We start from the raw sequence: 19,732 nt of genomic DNA, 5'->3' as shown, positions 1-19,732 counted from the left end.
GTAATGTTTTAAGGTTGTTTTTTTAATTCAAGAAGTACTTCATTGATATTCATTTTTGCCACAGCAATGTGCTTGTCAGCGGCACCGTAATAGATGTAAAGATCATTTTCAAATAATGCATGACCTGTAGGGAAGACAATGTTGTTTACCACGCCATTTTTTTCCCATTGTTTTATTGGTGAAAAAAGAGGGTAGGGCAATCTGGAAATCTCCATTTCAGGTTTGTCTAAATGCAATAGAGCGGCTTTTGCATGGTAGACTTTACCAGTTGTTGTTTCGTGTACACCATGATATATTAATAACCATCCGTCTGGAGTTTCAATTGGAGGTACTCCCGCTCCGATATAATTCATTTCATAAGAGTCTTTCGGGTCCAGAATAATATAATCGGTTAAATTTCTGAGGTATTCTACCCAAAAACTGAGAGTCAATTCGTTCCAGTCGTTAAACTTTACTATTTGGATTCCCGGCCATATTCTGTGCAGAAGCACAAATTGACCATTGATTTTTCTTGGGAATAACACCACATCCTTATCTCGTAATAACCGAGTCTCATCACCTACGACTCCTATTTGGGCAAATAAGTTATAATATTGATGGTATTTAGGGTTCAATTTGTTTTCATTGCAATAATTCACATGGCTTTCATATTGCTCGTAGTTGACTTTTGGGGTGATGATTCCTTGTTTTTCAAAATGGATTAAATCTTTAGACGTGGCTAGTGCTCCCATGGCATTAATACCGTCAAAAGCAGTATAAGTTATGTAAAAGGTATCTTCAATTTTTACAATTCGAGGGTCTTCGACTCCTTGCTTCTCATATTCAAAATCTCTTGTAATCAAAGGCTTTTCCATTCTCTCGACAATAGTCGTCGGGCCATCTGTTTTGGCGTAGCCAATGGTGGATGAATTTCCGTCTTGGACTGCCCGATATAGAATATGAAGTGTATTTCCGTCTTGATATACGGCTGGATTTAAGACACCAGTGTTTTCAAATTCGAAATTAGTGGGACTTAGTATAGTACCAAGTTTTTCTATAGTAATCATAATTGGCTGTTTTGGAATTTTAACTCTGTACTATTTCAATTGCCTATTTTTTTTGCTCCCGCAATTTTTCTCTTTCTAATTTTCTAAAGTATCCGCGAAATAGAAAATTGTGTTTTAAGGCTTCTAAATCTTCATTCAAGCGTATGCTGGCCTCATTCACATTTGTCATTGTCGAATCTATTTTTCGAACCAACCCAGGATCATTGGAAAGGTAGTTCAGCGCGCCTTTACCGTCTTTTATGTTTAAAACAGTTTTATTCACATTGCTAACCGCTTTATTTATTTCGATACTTGTATTGTCTAAATTGCCTACTATATTTCGGATCCTATTGGCTACAGCCGTATCCTTTAAAATACCAACAACATTATCCTTATTGTTTAAAGTGGCAATTAGTCTATTCAAATTTGAAATCGATTCGGAGGTTTTTTGACTCGATACTTTCAAATAACTCATGGTTAACTTTAGGTCCTTTGCCATGGCGATATCATTGACCAGTAATCCCACAGTTCCTTCTCCATCATTAATTTCATTTGTGATTTTAAGTAAATTCTCTGTTAGCTGTTCGGCATTTTTATTTGTTTTGCTAAACGTATTTAAAAGGTCATCTGTACGGATGCGATTTAGGGAGCTGATTTCATAACCTGGCTCAACTAAATCTGCCATGCCTTTGCCTGGTAAGATATTTATAACCATACTTCCCACTAATCCATCAGAACCTATGGTGGCGACTGCATTTTTTTTAATGTGTTTAAATATTTCTTTATCGATGATCATTTCTACTCGAATATTAGTATCTCCAATCATTTCGATGTTTCGTACCGTTCCCACATTTACACCGGAGTAGCGTACATTATTTCCTAATTGTAAACCATTTACGTTGTTGAAGCTGGTTGCTAGTTGCACGGTATTACCAAACATTTTTTGCTTATCGCCAATTAGATAAGTGGCTAAAACGAAAATTAGCAGCCCAATTATTACAAAGAGGCCTAGTCTTATTTTTTGTGTTGTTGTTTTTTCCATGTCTGTAGTTATTTAAAGAAAGCCTGAACCTGAGGATCAGTAGATTTTGATAATTCTTCAAAAGTGCCTTCTGCATAATTGATACCGTCGACGAGCAAAATCATTCTATTCGAAATCACTCGAGCACAATCGACGTCGTGGGTAATTATAATTGCTGATGTATTGTATTTATCTTGGATTGATTTCATAAGTATCAATATTTCCTTTGCTGTTATGGGATCTAGTCCTGTTGTGGGCTCATCATAGAGTATGATTTTTGGTTGCAGAATCAAGGTTCTGGCAAGAGCAATTCTTCGTTTCATTCCTCCTGAAAGTTCTGCAGGCATTAAGTTTACTGCATGTGCTAAGCCTACACTCTCGAGAGCCTCCATTACTAAGGGCGTTGTGTCTTTTAAGATTCCAAATTTTTTGGTATGTCGTCGTAACGGGAACTCCAAATTTTCGCGAACAGTCATAGAGTCATAAAGTGCACTTCCTTGAAAAAGAAAACCAATCTCTGTTCTTAGTTCGTCTAGTGTTGTCCGACTTAGTTCCCCGATAGTTTCTCCCATAACAATAATGGTTCCGCTGTCTGGTCTTTCTAGTCCGATTAAGCATTTTATCATTACAGATTTTCCAGAACCAGATTTCCCCATGATAACCAAGTTTTCTCCTTCATTTAATACCATATTAAAACCATTCAAAACATGATTGTCACCATAACTTTTTCTCAAGTCCTTGATTTCTATAATGGGTTTCTTATTTGGCATGGTTGTACTCATAATTAGTTATAAATCATAAAAAATGTCGGTTACGAAAACAGCTATAAAGTCAATAATGAATAGGAGCATGGAGGTAAAAACTACCGCTGAATTAGCGGCAACACCTACACCCGCTGTACCCTTTTTACAATAGTAGCCCTTGAAACAGCCTACTAGGCCTATTGCAAAACCAAAAAAGAACGTTTTGATTGTTGCAGGCATTAAATCTCCAAATTCCAACGCATCAAATACCTGATTGAAATACAATAAAAAGGAAACGTTCCCTTTTATATTTTCAACGAGATACGAACCAAAGAGTGCTATGGCGTCTCCAAAAAACACTAATATGGGTAGCATAAATGTCGTTGCCATAATTCGGGTAACAACTAGATATTTAAAGGGATTTGTACCTGACACTTCCATGGCATCAATTTGTTCCGTTACTCTCATAGAACCTAATTCAGCTCCTATTCCAGAGCCTATTCGACCCGCGCAAATCAGTGCCGTTATAATGGGACCAATCTCTCTTATTATGGAAATACTTACCATCGAAGGCATCCAGGAGACGGCTCCAAACTCCTGAAGCGTTGGACGTGATTGAAGGGTAAAAACTAATCCAATAATAAATCCTGTAACCGCAACAAGTAATAGGGAACGATTACCCATATTATAGCATTGGCGAAGGAATTCCTTGAACTCTACTGGACGTTTAAATGATTCTCTAAAAAAGCGCGCAGCGAAAAAAGAGAGTTCACCAATTTCAAGTAAAAAGGATTTGAAAAGTTCTATTATGTTAAAAACAGCATTCATAGGCATAATGAAATAATTTTTAATAGTAAAGGGGCTACTCAAATATACGGACTAATTTATTGATTATCAGACATTTCAGTTGTTGTTAATCTGTTATTTTGATGGTTTTGTCGATAAAAGGAGTTTGCAGAATGAACAATATGAACTTTAGCAGGTAAATTCTTATAAAGTGTAGCGAAGAAAAAAATAAAATGATTTTAGTATTGCAGTAGATTCTTGCCATGAAAGGAAGGGAAGGCAATAGCTCATAAGAGTTGAGGTAAAATTGTAAATTGAAAGCAATTTGGTGACTTTATATTCAGTTATTATGAAAAATCGGTATAACTTTTTAGATTATAAGCTCAACAAATCGCTAATATCGATTTGATTGCTTTTATGAGGAATGGTATTACATGTAATGATTTCCTTTGCACCAGAATCTTTAATTTCCTGAAATGAATTTCCTGCGAAAACGGCATGGACACCAATGCAAATAGCTGGCTTCATTCCTGCAGCTTTCAAATGACCTATGGTTTCTAGCATGGTTCGTCCCGTTGAAATAATGTCATCTATTAAAACGGGGATATGATTTTTGTAAATGTCAATATGAGGAATAGAAACTTCTACGTCGCGATCTCCACGTCTAATTTTAGTCAATATTATATAGGGAGCATTAGCCTTTTTAGCCACTTCAGATACCCATTGCTCACTTTCTCCATCTGGCCCAATTAATAGTGGGAAATCAATATTGGTTTTTATCCATTCAGAAATATGGTTTGCGGCATGCGCTACTTTTGTAGGGATGGTATAAATTTCAGATAATGAAGATCTTCTATGTAAGTGTGGATCAATCGTAATCAAAGAATCTACAAAACCAGATACTAAATGGGCAAAATAAGTAGAGGTGACTGCTTCCCCTGGATTAAAAATGGTGTCTTGCCGCATATATGAAAGATATGGAGCGACTAGGGTAAGAGTATTCGCACCCATCTCTTTTACTTTTTTAGACAAAAAATAAAGAGGGAGTAATTTAGCGTCTGGTTGATGAAGCGTGCAAACTAAAACCACTATCTTATTCTTTACACTTGATAGAATCCTAATATAAGTTTCTCCATCGGGAAACTGTCTCAGTTCAAAGGCGCCCTTTTCAGCATTTTCTCTTTGAATAAGTCTATCAGTCAGATTTTCGTTTCCTGGTAATGCAAAAAATATTTTTTTCATGACACTGATTCTATTAAAATAATATCCGGTTCGCTTTTCATATACTCTATTGCGTATTTCAATTCCCCTTCCGTTTCCGCATAAATGCAAAAGAGCAAATCACCTTTATTCACTTTTGTATTCAAAGGGGTTTGCAGAAAAACGCCTGCTTTGCGATCATGTGGAGCTCCGGCAAGCTTAGCAATTTTAGCCAGTTTTCGGTTGTCAATTTCGATTACAATTCCCGATTTCTCTGCATGAATTTCCATTTTATAGATGGCGTATTCAGGCTCCTTAAATCCACCTTGGGCTTTACAAATAGCCATGAATTTTTCATATGCCTGTCCAGAGGAAAGTATTTTTTCGGCTATATCTAACCCATTTTCATGTGGTTTGCTATGTACCAGATCGATTATATTAGCAGCAAGATATAACGCTTTATTTCTTAAGTCTTGGGGAGCATTTTTTTCATTTCGCAATACACTTAACACGTCCATGGCTTCAAGTGAAGGGCCAATTCCCCTACCTATGGGTTGCGAACCATCAGTAAAAAGTACTTTTACTTCTATACCAATTGCTTTTCCTACGACATTGAAGTAGTATTTCAATTTTTCGGCGTCTTCCTCTGTTCTGACCTTGGCTGTTTTTCCAATTGGAATATCAATAACTACATGAGTGGAACCTGCCGCTGATTTTTTGGATAATACGGAAGCAATCATTTGTCCTTCGCCATCGACATCAAGGGCTCGTTCAACGCGTATTAAAATGTCATCGGCAGGACTTAATTTTATTGAGCCTCCCCAGACAAAGCAACCATTTTGTTTTTCCACCACTTTTTGGATTTCTTTAATCGAAAGGTTAACTTCTGTCATCGTCTCTAATGTATCAGCAGTCCCAGCTGGAGATGTAATGGCACGGGAAGAAGTTTTAGGTATTGTAAGCCCAAACTCAGCTATGATAGCGACGACAATTGGTGTTGTTCTATTTCCCGGAAGACCACCAACGCAATGTTTGTCTACTACAATTTTTTTTCTCCAAGAAAGCTTTTTACCTGAATTAACCATTGCTTTCGTAAGGCCAATTATTTCATGAATGCTGAGGTTGTCTCCACCACAAGCAGTTATGAAAGCGGCAATCTCAATATTAGAATATTGACCCTTTACAATATCATCAATAATGTTTTGGAAGGCCTCATAATTTAGTTTTTTTCCATACATTTTAGCACGTATACTCCGCATAGAAATGACTGGTTGGACATGAGAAAAGCTGATTTCATCATCATCTTTTGCATTTAAATTGTACCATGCACTTTCAGATATTCCTGCTTTCCCAGGTTTCAGAATTCCATCTGTAATAATATATAAAGTCGCGATTAAAGATTTTCCTTTAACTGTTATTAACACCCTATTAAGTGCCTCAAAACCTTCTGATTTGCATATATAGCAGTCCTTACGAATGAATACGACATGTTCTTTTTGGGTATCGATACCAAGATGAACCAGTTTTAAAGTGTTATATGGTACAGACATCTAATTCTAGTTTATGGAGTTAAATAACTTATTTTTTTAATGTAATAAAGGAATCAGTACCTATAAAAGTACGAAATAATAAGTTAGTAACTATTTAGTAACTCTGTAGTTGTATGAAGAGTGAAATTTGTTGAGTGTTACTATATGAATTAAAACGTATGTTTTAGCTCAACTTAAAAAAAGGTGTTGGATGACTAAAGGCAATAAAAAAATGACACAAGCTTTTCCTTAGGTTATAAAGGAATAAGTAGTCTCATTTTTACTATTTAAAGAACTGTTTTAGGAAAGTAATTAAACCATCATTTTCTTTAATTCTTCCATCGTTATTGGTTTTACTATATAATTACTCACTAAATCATAGGATTTTGCTTTCTCAACATCCGCAGGGTCAACTGAACTTGTTATGATATAAATTGTAACGGGTCTATCATTTGGTATTTTAATAAACTCATCAAGAAATTCCCAACCGTCCCAAATAGGCATATTTAAATCTAGTAAGATTAAATCAGGTAGTTTTTCCTCATTAATTATAATAGCTTTTAATTTTTCATAAGCATCTTTTCCGTTATGAAATACCATGAAGCTTTCACAAAAATTAGCTAACTGCATAATTTTTTTTGTACCAAATACGAAAATGGGATCGTCGTCTATAATGCATGCAATATCAATTTTTTTCATTTTTGAAATATATTTTAAATGTTGTTCCTTTATTTAATTCACTATTGACCTCTATTTTTCCACCTATGGCTTCTATCTGGTTTTTAGTTATAAAAAGTCCAATTCCACGGGCGTCCGTATTATTATGAAACGTTTTATACATGCCGAAAAGTTTGTTTCTATTTTTTTTAAGATCGATTCCTATTCCATTATCCTCAATATGAAGTATAATATATTGATCTTCTTCGGTACAATGCATTTTAATGTAGCTATCTCTTTCTTCTGATTTATATTTTATTCCATTTGTCAAGAAATTTAATAGAATACTATCTAGATAGGCAGGTACTCCCTGAATCATTATATCTGGATTAATTTGATTTACGATTGTAACATTGGCGTTTATTGCTAGAATATTAATGTTTGTTAATGCGGATTCAAAATAATTATTCAAATTTAAATTAACTAAATTATCTTTTATAGAGGTGTTTATTAATACAACTTCATTTAGATGTTGTATTGTTTCTTTAAGATTATTTGAAGCAACACCTAATAATTCTATGAATTCGTTTTTTGCAAATTCGGGGTTTTCATAAATTAATAAGTCTAACATCATAGCCATGTTCCCTGAATGTGACCTAAGATTATGTGAAACAATATGCGTGAAATTCTTTAACCTTTCATTCTGGTCTTTGGTGACATGAAGTAAGGATTGAATTTCTTTTTCGGCTTCTTTAAGGCTGCTAATATCAACTGCAATTCCTAAGTAACCCGTTATTTCTCCATTTGTTTTTATGGAAGTGACGGTTAATTGTACTGGGAATTGAGTTCCGTTTTTTTTAATATATGTCCATTCACGAGTGTCAAAATTCCCTTTATTTGCTTCGTAAGTAAAAACACTAAAATCGTGAATCGAGTCACTAGGCTCATTTGAGATTTCTAACTTGCGTTTTTCTATCTCATCTTTTATATGAATTATTATAGGTGTTTTTTTGTTTAAAATTTCACTTTTACTGTAGCCTAATAAATTTTCGGCACCTTTGTTAAAAGTTGTAATGGTTCCATTTATATCGGTTTCAATTATAGAAACATGTGTACTGGCATCTAGTATTCCCTGTATTTTACTTAAAGCTTCGGCTAAGTTTAGATCGGCTTTTTTTTGCTGTGTAATATCAATTATTTGAGAAATAAAATACAATGGCTTATTGTTCGCATCTCTAACTAAAGATGCGGCAAGTATAATGTTAATGATACTTCCATCTTTACAAATGTATTTTTTTTCTAGATGATAGAATTTGCGCTCTCCTATAATGAGTTCGTTGAGTAGTTTCAGGTCGGCTTCTAAATCATCTGGATGGGTAATGTCCTGCAATGTTAGTTTCATTAATTCCTTGTCTGAATACCCCAATAAATTGCAAAAGTTTTGGTTGACCTTAAGCCATTGTCCTTTTTCATTAAGTAAGGCCATTCCTATGGCTGCGTTTTCAAAATTTCCTCTAAAAGCTTCCTCGCTAATACGCAGTTGTTCTTCGGTTTTTTTTCTTGCAGTGATATCTGCGGTATACATAATTAATCCAGCAACAACACCCTTGTCATTGTACCATGGTTTAACTTCCCATTCTAACCATTGTAATTCTCCGTCTTTTTTAATGAATTTATCTTCGTCATTCTTAAAGGATGTACCAGCGAGACATTTTTGATGAATTTCTTTCCATTCATCTGATATTTCTGGGAATATTTCATAATGAGATTTTCCTATAATCTCTCTATCGATGAGTTTATATTCTTTTTTCCATTTTTCTGATGCTGCTAAATAGTTCATTTCAATATCAAACATGGCAATGGCATTTGGTGTTTGCTCAATAAACATGATATTTCTTTGAATAATCATTTTTTGTTCACTGATATCTGTGTGTGTTCCAAACATCATTAAAGGGCTGCCATCATCTGTCCAGCTAATGATTTTACCTTTATCTAAAACCCATACCCAGCTACCATCTCTGTGTTTTAATCGATACTCACAATTGTAATATTCTGTTTTCTTTTCAAAACAATCATCCATTCTGCTTTTCGAGAGTTGTATATCATCAGGATGCACTAATTTCTCCCATTTTTCTGTGGTAATAGGATGTAGTTCGTCTAATCGATACCCGATGATTTTTGCCCAAAGTTCACTATGATGCGTTTCTCCAGTTTGTATATTCCATTCCCAAGTTCCAGAATTTGTAGCATGTATTACACTTTGGAGTTTTTCTTTTTCTTGAAGTAGTGCAATATGGTTTTCCTTTGCTAAAGTGATATCTTGAAATGTTCCATATATTCGGATACATTTCCCATCTTTTATGACAGATTGACCAATAGATCTTACCCATCGGCTATTGTTTTTCGCTGTTTTTAATTGCAGTTCAAGATCAAATGCTTGGCCCTTTGAAATTGCTATTTCAATAGTTGCAGTGATTTTATTTCGCGACTCTCCTTCTTTAAAAAAATCAATGGCGGTTTCAAGTTGAGGTTCGTAATCTTTAGGCACTTCATGAATTACCTTTGTCATGCTACTCCAATGTATCTGTTGCTTTATTAGATTGAAATCCCAATATCCTATAGAAGCTGCAGAATTGATTTTTTCAATAAAATCTTCTTGCTTTTGAAGTTTTTCAACTTGCTCTTCTATTTTTTTATCTTTTAATGTAGGTTGATTGGGGGTATTGATTTTTGTGAATCCTTTTAAAATACTTATAACTTCACCTTTTTCGTTTTTAACAGCGAGTGTTTTACACAGCATCGATATGGTAGTACCATTTTTATGTGCAAATTGTTGAGTATGGAGTAAAGACAGATCAGTATCTGAATTAATATCTATTTTTTTAAAACTGTTTAAGTCTTGTAGATGTGATCCGTCATTGTTTTTTTGTAGGGTTTCTTGATTTTTATAACCTAAGGTTAAGCATAACTTAGGATTTTTCCACTCCTGTGCATTGTTTTGATATGACAAGCCGTCTATTGCATGTTCTTGGATAAAATCAAAAAACCTACTGTCATTCCTTACAAGCTGATATAATTCTTCTTTGAGATAACTCATTTTACTAAAGGGACTTTTTTATAATATTATACACCTTCATAGCGATGTATTTTAATTTATCTATTTTTTTAAATATAAAATTTTATACCGCTAAAAACGGTATAAAAAAACAAAATTAAAGAAGAGTTTTGGAATTTTATAGGGCATGAATTATTAATATTAAATATAATTAATAATTATAAATAGGTATCGTGGTACTGATCCCAAATATAGCAAATAAATAAAGTTTTCGTTTAATTAATAATGGTAAAAAACAAATAAAATGGACATAATTAACTTTAGTTTTCATAGAGTAACAATCTATTTCTTACAGAAAGCAACTCAGCTTGTAAAGAATCTATTTTTTGTAGTAAATTAAAAACCACATCAATACCTTCGAGATTAACATCTAACTCTTGATGCATTCGAATCATTTTCTCAATTTGATAAATAGAATCTTGGTGAATATATTGTGTTTGCTCAACCATTTGGATTTCAATCAATCCAATTTCATCTAAATTGGAGAAAAAGGATAATTCCACGTTATAATGGCTACATAAGGTTTCTAGGGGAATGAAGTTTTCTGTGCTCATATGTTTCTTAACTTTGAAAGTTCGGTGAATAGTTCTTTCTCTTTTTCAGAAAGGGATGTGGGTATTTGTATTTGATAGCTGATGTATAAGTCGCCAAATTGACCTTCCTTTTTATAAACCGGAAAGCCTTTTCCTTTCAGTTTTACTTTTGTGTCATTTTGGGTTCCTGCTGCCACTTTTAATTTTACTTTTCCGTCAAAAGTATCTACAGTTATTTCGCCCCCTAAAATGGCGGTATACAAATCTAAAGCTACAGTTGTATATAGATTGCTTTTGTCTCGCTTGAAATTAGTGTGGTTTTCTATGGTGAAGGTGATATACAAATCTCCCTTTGGGCCACCGCCAGATCCCGCAGCACCATGACCAGTAATTTTTATTACCTGACCATTTTCAACCCCTGCCGGAATCGTAAGCCGAATGTTTTTGCCATTAATGGTTAAGGTTCGCTTGTGTGTAGTATAGACTTCCTTTAGATCAAGGTGAAGTTCAGCATTAAAGTCTTGGCCTTTAAATTGAGCACTACGACGCCCACCACCTCCTCGAGCGGATTGACCTCCAAACATTGATTCAAAAAAGTCAGAGTAATCGCCACCGCCACTAAAACCTCCAAAACCGCCTTGTTGACCACTTCCTTGGTATTGTTGCTGTTGCTTTTTCTGTTGTTCATACTGTTCAGCATGTTGCCAGTTCTCCCCGTATTCGTCATATTTTTTACGGTTTTCAGCGTTGCTCAATACTTCATTGGCTTCATTTAATTCCTTGAATTTTCTTTCAGCTTCCTTATTGTTTGGATTCAAATCAGGGTGGTATTTTCGAGCCATCTTACGGTATGCCTTTTTTATTTCAGCTTCCGTCGCTTTTTTGTCTACCCCAAGAACTTTGTAATAGTCTATAAATGCCATTTAGAATATATTTTATAATTATTTAATTGCAGAATTTCCTTAGAAATAAAGGTTCATCTAAATCGAAAAGTGCACTATCAAATTTAATCAATTTTTAACGGATAAGTTGTAATAAAATGTTTTATTTCAATAAGTTATAGTAATGAAATTGTTTGGTACACTACCTTTTGTGGTTTGAAAAATATTGAGTTTGTCAGTTGAATCAAAAAATAGTAATTCTAGATGTTTCCATATTTATGTATGATAGAAATTTGTCCAGCATGATATGCCGTATGAGAAATAATTCTTCCAAAAGCTTCGGCTTTTGTTTTAGTGCCAGCTTCTTTGATTGTAATTGTGGATTCCCAATCTGCATCTGTTTGTTTTTCGAGAATAGACAATAAACTTTTAAAGGCATAATCAGAATAGTCTTTTAAATCAGCGAGATTAGTCCAATCTCTAGTGTCTTTTTGTGCAATATCTGTTTTTACAATTGCCTTAATGTCAGTGGATCCTAATTCATTTTTTGCAAAAAGCAATTCCATGTCACCGATATGACGTATGAGAAATCCAAGATTATACGGACAAGGAGCTAGCTTCTTTGTTAAATCATTTTCTGTGATTTGTTGTAACTTATTTGTAAAACGAGTTCTGGCTTCTTGCCAAAGTTCAATAAGTACTTGTGTTGTTGCTTTCATATTAAATGGAATTTATAAATTAGGTAGTATTTAAATTCTGAAATCATATGTGATATAATATTGCAATTCAAAGCTAAAGAGAAGCAGTTTTTTAAGCTTCATTTCGCGACTCGATAAATAGTTAGTATAATTATAATAACCATGATTCCTGAGTAAATGCGTTTGTTGTATTTTGCTAGCCAATTGGGTAGATAAATATCAAAATTGTCTTTTGTAGAATCGGAATATTTTCGAGCAATAATGGTTAGTGGGCAAAAGAATTTAAAGATTAATAAGGTAATGCCTTCCGAGACTATTAGAGTATATCCAATCCAGAGGCAAATGTCGATTTTGTCTAAAATAACGGCATAAAGCATATAAAAAATGACAAAGTTGAAAAATACCTAAATCAAAGTATGTATTATGATCTTAATAAGTGTCAGTTTTGTTTTGACAATCTATACTGTACTTTAATTCTTTTTCTATATTCAATGTACTCAAATTTAGAAATGAGAACGTCCTACGAGGGGACGTTTTGGAGGTTTAATTTCAGTAAATGGAAAAGCGGCATTACATCAACAATGGCATAATTCTGTTATTGCTTGCTTCCCTTTTCTTTTTTAAGTCTTTAAGAAAAGATTTGTATCCTATAAACTCTGAGTCTTTTGGGTTGATCTGAAGGACAAAATTTATTTTTCCCAGCAGGTGCTCTAGGTAGTTGGCTTGATTGATTTCCTTATATTCGCGATGTTCATCAATACCAAATTTCTGGATGTAGTACATTGCTTGTCGCAGCGCGTTACGTTTGTGAAATACTACCTGCGGTTTTTCATTGACAACAATTCCTGTCACGGTTTGTCTAGAGTCAGGAGTCATCAATTTTGTTTTACTTGGGTTTATTTTTAGTTTCAGTTTCTCAACTGCTTCAGTCACTATATTAAATAGTTCCTTTTCGTCAAAATCTCCTGAAAAACTTAGGTCATCTGCGTAGCGGGTGTACCTGATTTTTTTTTGAATACAATATTGAGAAATGACTTTATCAGCTTCTTCAAAAATCAGGTTCGAAAGATAGGGGCTGGTTGGAGCTCCCTGTGGCAAGCTCCCATCTCGAGTGCATAATTTCGACAATAAATCGGAAATACTTCTAGTATATCCCACATCGGCAAAGACTTTTTCAACGCTTTCGATGCCAATGGAGGGAAAGAAATTTTCTAAATCCAGCGTAAAGACCTTAGCTTGATTTTTATGAAATTTCAAGTTTTCGATAAGGCTCACATTAGGCTTATAGGCTTTGGCGAAAGCACTGACTGGACGTTTATATAATATGTTTTTTAGAATCCAATGCTGAATTTCTTTCAAACTAGGTAAGGGCTCGGAGATTGGTCTTTTTTTGCCGTTCTTTTTAAGGATCTCAAAATCACGGTAAAAATATTTGGTATGAAGAGCTGCTTTTTTTAGGTATTCTTTTTTGTATCCCACTAGTCCCGCTAGATGCGATGAATTATAAATCACCGGCACATCATTAGAATACAACATTTCGGCATAATCCAAGCAGCGTTCGATACGCTGTGGACTGTAGCCCATTTTTGTGGCTTCCTTTGTAAAAGCATCTTCGTATTGTGAAAAATCCATAACGTTAAAATCGATAATGGAGTGAGGATTTTTACGTCTCTCACTCCAGTTAGGAATACGGGTTTAAAAGGTTCGGAGCTCTGCGGAGGGCCTTTTAAACCCAGTGCTTGAAAAAGCATTCAATTACAGAACAGTGACTCACTGCTCCGATGTTAGCTAAGCTAACAAAATCGTTAAAAATGATTAGAAAGGCAATTCGTTCTGAAGAGGTACGTATATTGTTTTCTTATCCAATTTTGGAATTTTACTCTTCATATCTTTTGAAATCCATTCTTCTTTTCTTTTTCGTTTCAATCTCTTGTTTGTTTCCATTTTATGAAAATTTTTATGGAGTCGTTGAAAATGTTATTTATTTATAAGTATCTCTATATAAATTATTTAGCCGTAAATAGTGCTTAATAAAGTTACGAAAAAATATATTTGCAAGCCTTGTTTTAAGTAATTTTTTTATAATGTTAGTTTAAAATAAAAAGCCTCCAAAATAATTATTTTGGAGGCTTTAGTTTTAGACAAAAGTATATTGTTTCTCTATTTTATAGGAAGCATTATCTTTTTACCAAGTATTTGATGTTTTTGATTTTTCCGTTCACTACTGTTTTTAAGAAATAAAATCCTTTTCTTAATTTGGATAATTCTAAATTCGTTACTGATTTTCCTGCACTTACTTCTTGTGTAGTCTGGCTAACTAATTGCCCAAAGAAATTATATACTAAGAAATCTACTTTGCCATTTGTAGAACTATTAATGCTAACGTTTACATTATTTACAAATGGATTTGGATACACATTAACGTTTGTAATATTGATTTGGCTATCATTTCCTGAACAACTTCCTAAAAGATCTCCGTGAGCCAAATGCCATTTTACTGCATGTTCATCCACACAAATAGCTTTTCCATTGTGGCAAATTTCGACTTTAGGGTTTCTAGGGTTATTTCCGCAACGCACATCTTCTACGATTACAGTTCTTTCAGAAACAGCAATGCAACCATTAGCATCAGTTACAGTTAGCGTATAAGTTGTAGTTTGTTCTGGACATACTTTAATAGCATTTGTTGTCGCGCCATTGCTCCAAGCATAAGAATAAGGTTGTACACCACCCGAAATACCGTCGTCAGTTAGAGTAGTACAGGATTTTTCACTGTACCCGCGATAAACAGTTACATCTTCAGCTGTTGGTATCTCAATTGCTGTAGCTTCAGTAACTGTAACCTCTTTGGATATTGTATTCTTTAATGCATCTTTAACAATAACAGAATAAGTTCCAGCCGCAATATTTGTAATACCGTTTGTAGTATCATTTGTACTCCATGTATAAGAGTAAGGAGAAATTCCGCCAGAAACAACGATACTAGCTGTACCATTTTCTTCACCGTTACAAGTAACATTGGTTACATTTAAGCTATCAACATTCATCAGTTTCATTTGTAATCTCACTGAAACTGGGAAGTGATCTGATGCTGTTTTTGTATAATCACTAGAATAAAATTCGTAATGAACTCTTGCTGATTCTGGTATATATAAATCAGTTAATTCATTTGAAAGTGTAATATGGTCAATCATGTTTTCATAAGTCACATACGATCTATAACCAGCATCGCTTAATGATTTTGTAGGTACAAAATATTTTGCAGCATCATTTACATAGGCTTCATAAGAAGACACAGTTGTAGAAACATCTGATACAGTTTGATCTACATCATCATTATAATCTCCTAGTAAAACTAAGTTAGCATTTGGATATTGTGCATCCAATGTGTCTTTTAAGACCTCAACATCAAATTTACGCATGTCGTATTTGCCTTGAGCGTCACCACTAGTATTTGCTCTAGCATGAAGGTCAATGATATTAATTTGTTTTTTGTTACCATCAATAGTAACATTGGCAGTTAACATAAAAGGCAATCTTCCGCTAGCAAAAAAGCGAGATTTATCAGTATCTGGATAATTAGCTAAAGCAGCTGCGTCACCACCATTATAGTAAGGGTGAATTGTTTTTAACAACACTTTAGTACTAACAGCGGCAACTGTTTTGTTTTTATAAATGAATCCTACTTTTTGTTTTGCCCCTGATGTATCATTAGGATATGAAGTAGCTTCAGATAAAATAAAGCTGTAATCATTCATCTCGCTTACCATTTGTGCTAATAATGCATCATCAGAAACTTCTTCGATAGCATAGATATCAGCATCTAAAGTTTGCAATACATTTTTTACAGCTTCTTTTTGGATAGCATCTGAATCTGGTTTTCCAGCTGCAGGCGAATTCGTTTCATCTCCAAACCAAGCTACATTCCACGTAGCGATATCTAAAGTTTTATCTTTAGAAATACTCAAATCACTTCCTGATTGTTGAAATTTATCTGCACAAGGCAAGTCGGTTCTCATTCTTGGTAAAAGTTGTTGTGTTGCAAAATAGTTACCCACAACTCCAATGATTTCTGAACAAGTTTCTGGTTGACCAAAACCTACAAGATCATTCACATCTGCATCAATTCGTAATTGAGCCGTTCCGCTTGCATCTGTAATATCAGTATTTGAATTACCAAATAGTATTGCTCCTGGTTTTGGGAAAGTGGTGTTTTCTATTCGAACTAATTCAGCAGGATGATTTACCATTTCACTCAAAGTGATCGTAATTGGTTGAATAGGCTGATTAGCTAATCCATTATTGGTAACAGCACTTACAGGACTAATTTGAACTTGGTCACTATAATTACTTCTTGTACCTGTAACAGTAATTGAATCACCTATTTTGAAAATACCTGTTCCATGAACCGTTTTGTCAAAAACAGCAATCGCTCCAGTTGTATCTTGAATATATGCAGAACCTGCAAATTGATCTGAAACAGTTAAAACACCAGTTACAGTCACGATTTCTCCTTCTGCTTTTGTTCTAGCTTCTGCAATTGGAATTACAACTAATATATCAGCAGCATCTCCAAAAAATTGTCCTGCATTTACTGCACCAAAAGTGTTTTTAGTAGCTTGCCAAGTAAAATCAGCATAAGTATAACCAGCGCCTGTCAATTGAAGTGAAGTTCCAATGGCAGCAGTACTAGCCTCAGGTACTCCAATATCAATACTTGTCATTCCGATTGCAGGACCATTGGTTGCTGTAAAACTACCTTCGTAGCTTAAAAATTGAATTACTTTTCCTGCGGCATCAACTAATGCAAGACCATCAGGCGCACCATTTTGCAATCCAGGAATATTTACGGATACCGTTCCATATCCATTTAATTGGTTAGGGATAATTCCCGAAAGGTTACCAGTAGGAGTATAGCTTGCCCCACCAGAACCGTTGTAAGGAATAATACTCCAACCCGTTAAATCAGTTCCTGCATATCCAGCAATTTCTACTGCTTCGTTAACATCTGTTCCAGCATTATCATAATGGATTTCGTTGATAAATACTAAATCACCAAATTTTTGTCCCTTATTTACTTTACCAGAAGTACTAACTGCAGCTTCCCAAGTAAAGTCAGAATATTGAGTTCCTTTACCTACTAATTGTAGAGAAGTTCCAACAGTAGCAGTACCTGCCTCTTCAATGCCAATGTCAGTACTAGTCATACCAGCAGCAGGACCATTAGTAGCTGTAAAACTACCTTCATAGCTTAAAAATTGAATGACATTATTACTAGCATCTACTAGTGCGATTCCGTCAGGAGCACCATTTTGTAAACCAGAAATACTTACAGAAATGGTTCCGTAACCATTTAATTGATTTGGAATTGTTCCTGATAAGTTTCCTATTGGCATGTAGCTTGCACCACCATTACCATTATAAGGAATGATTTTCCAACCTGTTATGTCAGTTCCAGCAAGTCCGGCAATTTCAACTCCTTCATCAATATCAGAACCCGCATTGTCATAATGAATTTCATTGATAAATACGGTTCCAGTTGGAGTAGGTGTAGTTGCGTCCTTGAGTGTAGTTATGGTAACTAGATTACTATCTTCAGAAGTATTGTCATCTGCATCAACCGCTTTAACGGTTAAGTTATAAGTAGTATTTAAAGTTAAACCAGTAAGTTTATAAGTTGTAGCAGTTGTAGCAGCAATTTCTGATGTGCCGTTCAGAATGATATAGGAAACTCCATTGGAAGCATCCCAAGACAAATCAACTGTAGTTTTTGTAATATTATTAGCTACTAAATTTGTTGGAGCGGCAAGGGCAACAGTAGTTGTTGAGAACGTTTGGCCAGTATTAATACTACCATAAGTACTTGCAGTACTTGTTTGCCATGTAAAATCACTATAATTTGTACCAGAACCAGTTAATTGCAAAGATAAGCCTACTGCTTCAAAACCTGTTTGAGAGACACCAATATCAGTACTTGTCATGCCATTAGCAGGACCATTTGTAGCAGCAAAGCTTCCTTCGTAACTTAAAAACTGAATTACATTACCTAGATTGTTAACTAATGCAAGACCATCAGGAGCTCCATTTTGCAAACCATTTATAGATACGAACACGGTACCAAAACCATTTGATTGGTTAGGAATAATTCCTGATAAACTTCCTGCAGGTGAATAAGAAGCTCCGCCATTCCCATTATAAGGAATAATGCTCCAGCCGCTAAGATCAGTACCGGCAGTACCAGCAATTTCAACACCTTCACCTACATCTGTTCCTGCATTATCATAATGTATTTCATTCATGAAAACGACAGAATTAGCAGGAGGTGTTCCCGCTGTTGTTGTTATTGAAATACTATTACTAGAGTTCGAAATATTGCCAGCTGCATCAAATGCTTTTATCGATAAAGAGTAGTTTGTATTTGAATTAAGCCCTGATAACACATAATTTGCCGTTGAGGAAGATCCTATTTGTACGGTACCATTGTAAACTCGATATCCTAAAACACCTATATTATCAGTAGATTGTGTCCATGATAACGTAGTCTCAGTTTGTGTAGTATTAGTAGCATATAAATTTGCGGGAGTAGTTGGTGCTTCAGTATCTAGTATAACACTTCCGTCAAATCTATTTTGAGCTTGTGGTCCACCCCAGATTATAGTTGCAAAAGCGGGGTTATCAATAAAAGGATTTCTGTTTCCTTGAACTCCCTCTAGAATTGTATTTCTATTAATTTCTACTTGAGAAACTGGATCTTCGGCATTCCATTGTAAGAATATATCTGACATGTCCGAACTGTAATTTTGTGCGCTTACAGCAACTGCACTGGGTAAACATTGGTCTCCGTAGCGTAAATGCATGTACATTACCATACGAGCTACATCACCTTTCCATTCATCTCCTGGATACCAGTAAGTTCCGTTAATTAATGTTGCATTACCTGAACCAGCACCAAAAGGATAGTTGTTTCTTGTTGAATTCAAAGTAATATCAGAAGCTCTAAGGTGATGCGCATCACTTCCAGGACCTGTAGTTCCTAAATTAGGATTCCCCAGTGATTTTGCAAATACGTGTTCTCTGTTCCATTGTCCCTGGTTTCCACCGTTTAGATCTTTTGAGCGAGTTCGGTCATTAGTGATGTCCCCATCAGTGTCATTGTAACCGTAAATTAATAATACTTTGGTCGGATCATTAGGATCTAAATCTGTTTGCTTTAATGCGTCCCACACTCCTGGGGTATAACTCAAATTTGTTGTATTACTACTAATTAAAGTGGCAAGGCTCGATTTTAAGGCATTTCCCGTTTGGTTTATGTTGGTTCCATTATAATAGGAGGGAACCTGACCAAATGATAAAAGACTTAAAAAAGAAAATACAGCGACCAATAACAGCTGCTTTTTTAAGTAAAAGTGTTTCATATATTTATAAGTTTATTAAAAAAGTAAAAATATAAATATTAATAATTACCTAAGAAAAATAGTATTAACAAATTGTTATTATTGTTAGCAAAAAGCACTCAATAATAATTAGTTATTTAACTAAAAGGG

Annotated in this window: 14 protein-coding genes; all 14 read right to left on the bottom strand. The window is 34.6% G+C overall.

Annotation, left to right across the window (positions count from 1 at the left end):
* Positions 1-8: 8 nt before the first annotated feature.
* Positions 9-1,046, bottom strand: a complete 1,038-nt coding sequence (locus BLV91_RS02985) for a glycoside hydrolase family 130 protein (RefSeq protein WP_091429479.1) — start codon at positions 1,044-1,046, stop codon at positions 9-11.
* Between the two features lie 43 nt (positions 1,047-1,089).
* Positions 1,090-2,067: an MlaD family protein gene (locus tag BLV91_RS02980; RefSeq protein ID WP_091429477.1), complete on the bottom strand. Its 978-nt coding sequence runs from the start codon at positions 2,065-2,067 to the stop codon at positions 1,090-1,092.
* 8 nt (positions 2,068-2,075) lie between these two features.
* On the bottom strand, positions 2,076-2,828 hold the full coding sequence (locus tag BLV91_RS02975; RefSeq protein ID WP_091429475.1) for an ABC transporter ATP-binding protein: 753 nt from the start codon (positions 2,826-2,828) through the stop codon (positions 2,076-2,078).
* 6 nt (positions 2,829-2,834) lie between these two features.
* Positions 2,835-3,617: an MlaE family ABC transporter permease gene (locus tag BLV91_RS02970; protein ID WP_091429762.1), complete on the bottom strand. Its 783-nt coding sequence runs from the start codon at positions 3,615-3,617 to the stop codon at positions 2,835-2,837.
* A 333-nt stretch (positions 3,618-3,950) separates the two neighbouring features.
* A complete protein-coding gene (locus BLV91_RS02965; RefSeq protein ID WP_091429473.1) occupies positions 3,951-4,817 on the bottom strand; it encodes a ribose-phosphate pyrophosphokinase in 867 nt (288 codons plus the stop codon).
* A complete protein-coding gene (locus BLV91_RS02960; RefSeq protein WP_091429470.1) occupies positions 4,814-6,325 on the bottom strand; it encodes a thymidine phosphorylase family protein in 1,512 nt (503 codons plus the stop codon). The genes BLV91_RS02965 and BLV91_RS02960 overlap by 4 nt, the downstream gene beginning before the upstream one ends.
* Positions 6,326-6,616: 291 nt before the next feature.
* On the bottom strand, positions 6,617-7,003 hold the full coding sequence (locus BLV91_RS02955; RefSeq protein WP_091429468.1) for a response regulator: 387 nt from the start codon (positions 7,001-7,003) through the stop codon (positions 6,617-6,619).
* Positions 6,990-10,058, bottom strand: coding sequence for a PAS domain S-box protein (locus tag BLV91_RS02950; RefSeq protein WP_091429466.1), 3,069 nt, complete (start codon positions 10,056-10,058; stop codon positions 6,990-6,992). The genes BLV91_RS02955 and BLV91_RS02950 overlap by 14 nt, the downstream gene beginning before the upstream one ends.
* Positions 10,059-10,336: 278 nt before the next feature.
* Positions 10,337-10,630: a chaperone modulator CbpM gene (locus BLV91_RS02945; RefSeq protein WP_091429464.1), complete on the bottom strand. Its 294-nt coding sequence runs from the start codon at positions 10,628-10,630 to the stop codon at positions 10,337-10,339.
* Positions 10,627-11,532: a DnaJ C-terminal domain-containing protein gene (locus tag BLV91_RS02940; RefSeq protein WP_091429462.1), complete on the bottom strand. Its 906-nt coding sequence runs from the start codon at positions 11,530-11,532 to the stop codon at positions 10,627-10,629. The genes BLV91_RS02945 and BLV91_RS02940 overlap by 4 nt, the downstream gene beginning before the upstream one ends.
* A 218-nt stretch (positions 11,533-11,750) precedes the next feature.
* Complete coding sequence (locus tag BLV91_RS02935; RefSeq protein ID WP_091429460.1) at positions 11,751-12,209, bottom strand: DinB family protein; 459 nt, start codon at positions 12,207-12,209, stop codon at positions 11,751-11,753.
* Positions 12,210-12,758: 549 nt separating this feature from the next.
* Positions 12,759-13,820, bottom strand: a complete 1,062-nt coding sequence (locus BLV91_RS02925) for a reverse transcriptase domain-containing protein (protein ID WP_091429458.1) — start codon at positions 13,818-13,820, stop codon at positions 12,759-12,761.
* A gap of 183 nt (positions 13,821-14,003) precedes the next feature.
* Positions 14,004-14,132: a hypothetical protein gene (locus BLV91_RS17235; RefSeq protein WP_262488596.1), complete on the bottom strand. Its 129-nt coding sequence runs from the start codon at positions 14,130-14,132 to the stop codon at positions 14,004-14,006.
* A 233-nt stretch (positions 14,133-14,365) separates the two neighbouring features.
* On the bottom strand, positions 14,366-19,603 hold the full coding sequence (locus BLV91_RS02920; RefSeq protein ID WP_091429454.1) for an endonuclease: 5,238 nt from the start codon (positions 19,601-19,603) through the stop codon (positions 14,366-14,368).
* Between the last annotated feature and the right edge of the window lie 129 nt (positions 19,604-19,732).

Origin of the sequence: Flavobacterium degerlachei, from assembly GCF_900106645.1 — a bacterium.
In the GTDB taxonomy this organism is placed as follows: Bacteria; Bacteroidota; Bacteroidia; order Flavobacteriales; family Flavobacteriaceae; genus Flavobacterium; species Flavobacterium degerlachei.
Note: the sequence above shows the minus strand (reverse complement) of the source record. Positions and strands in the feature narration are given on the sequence as shown.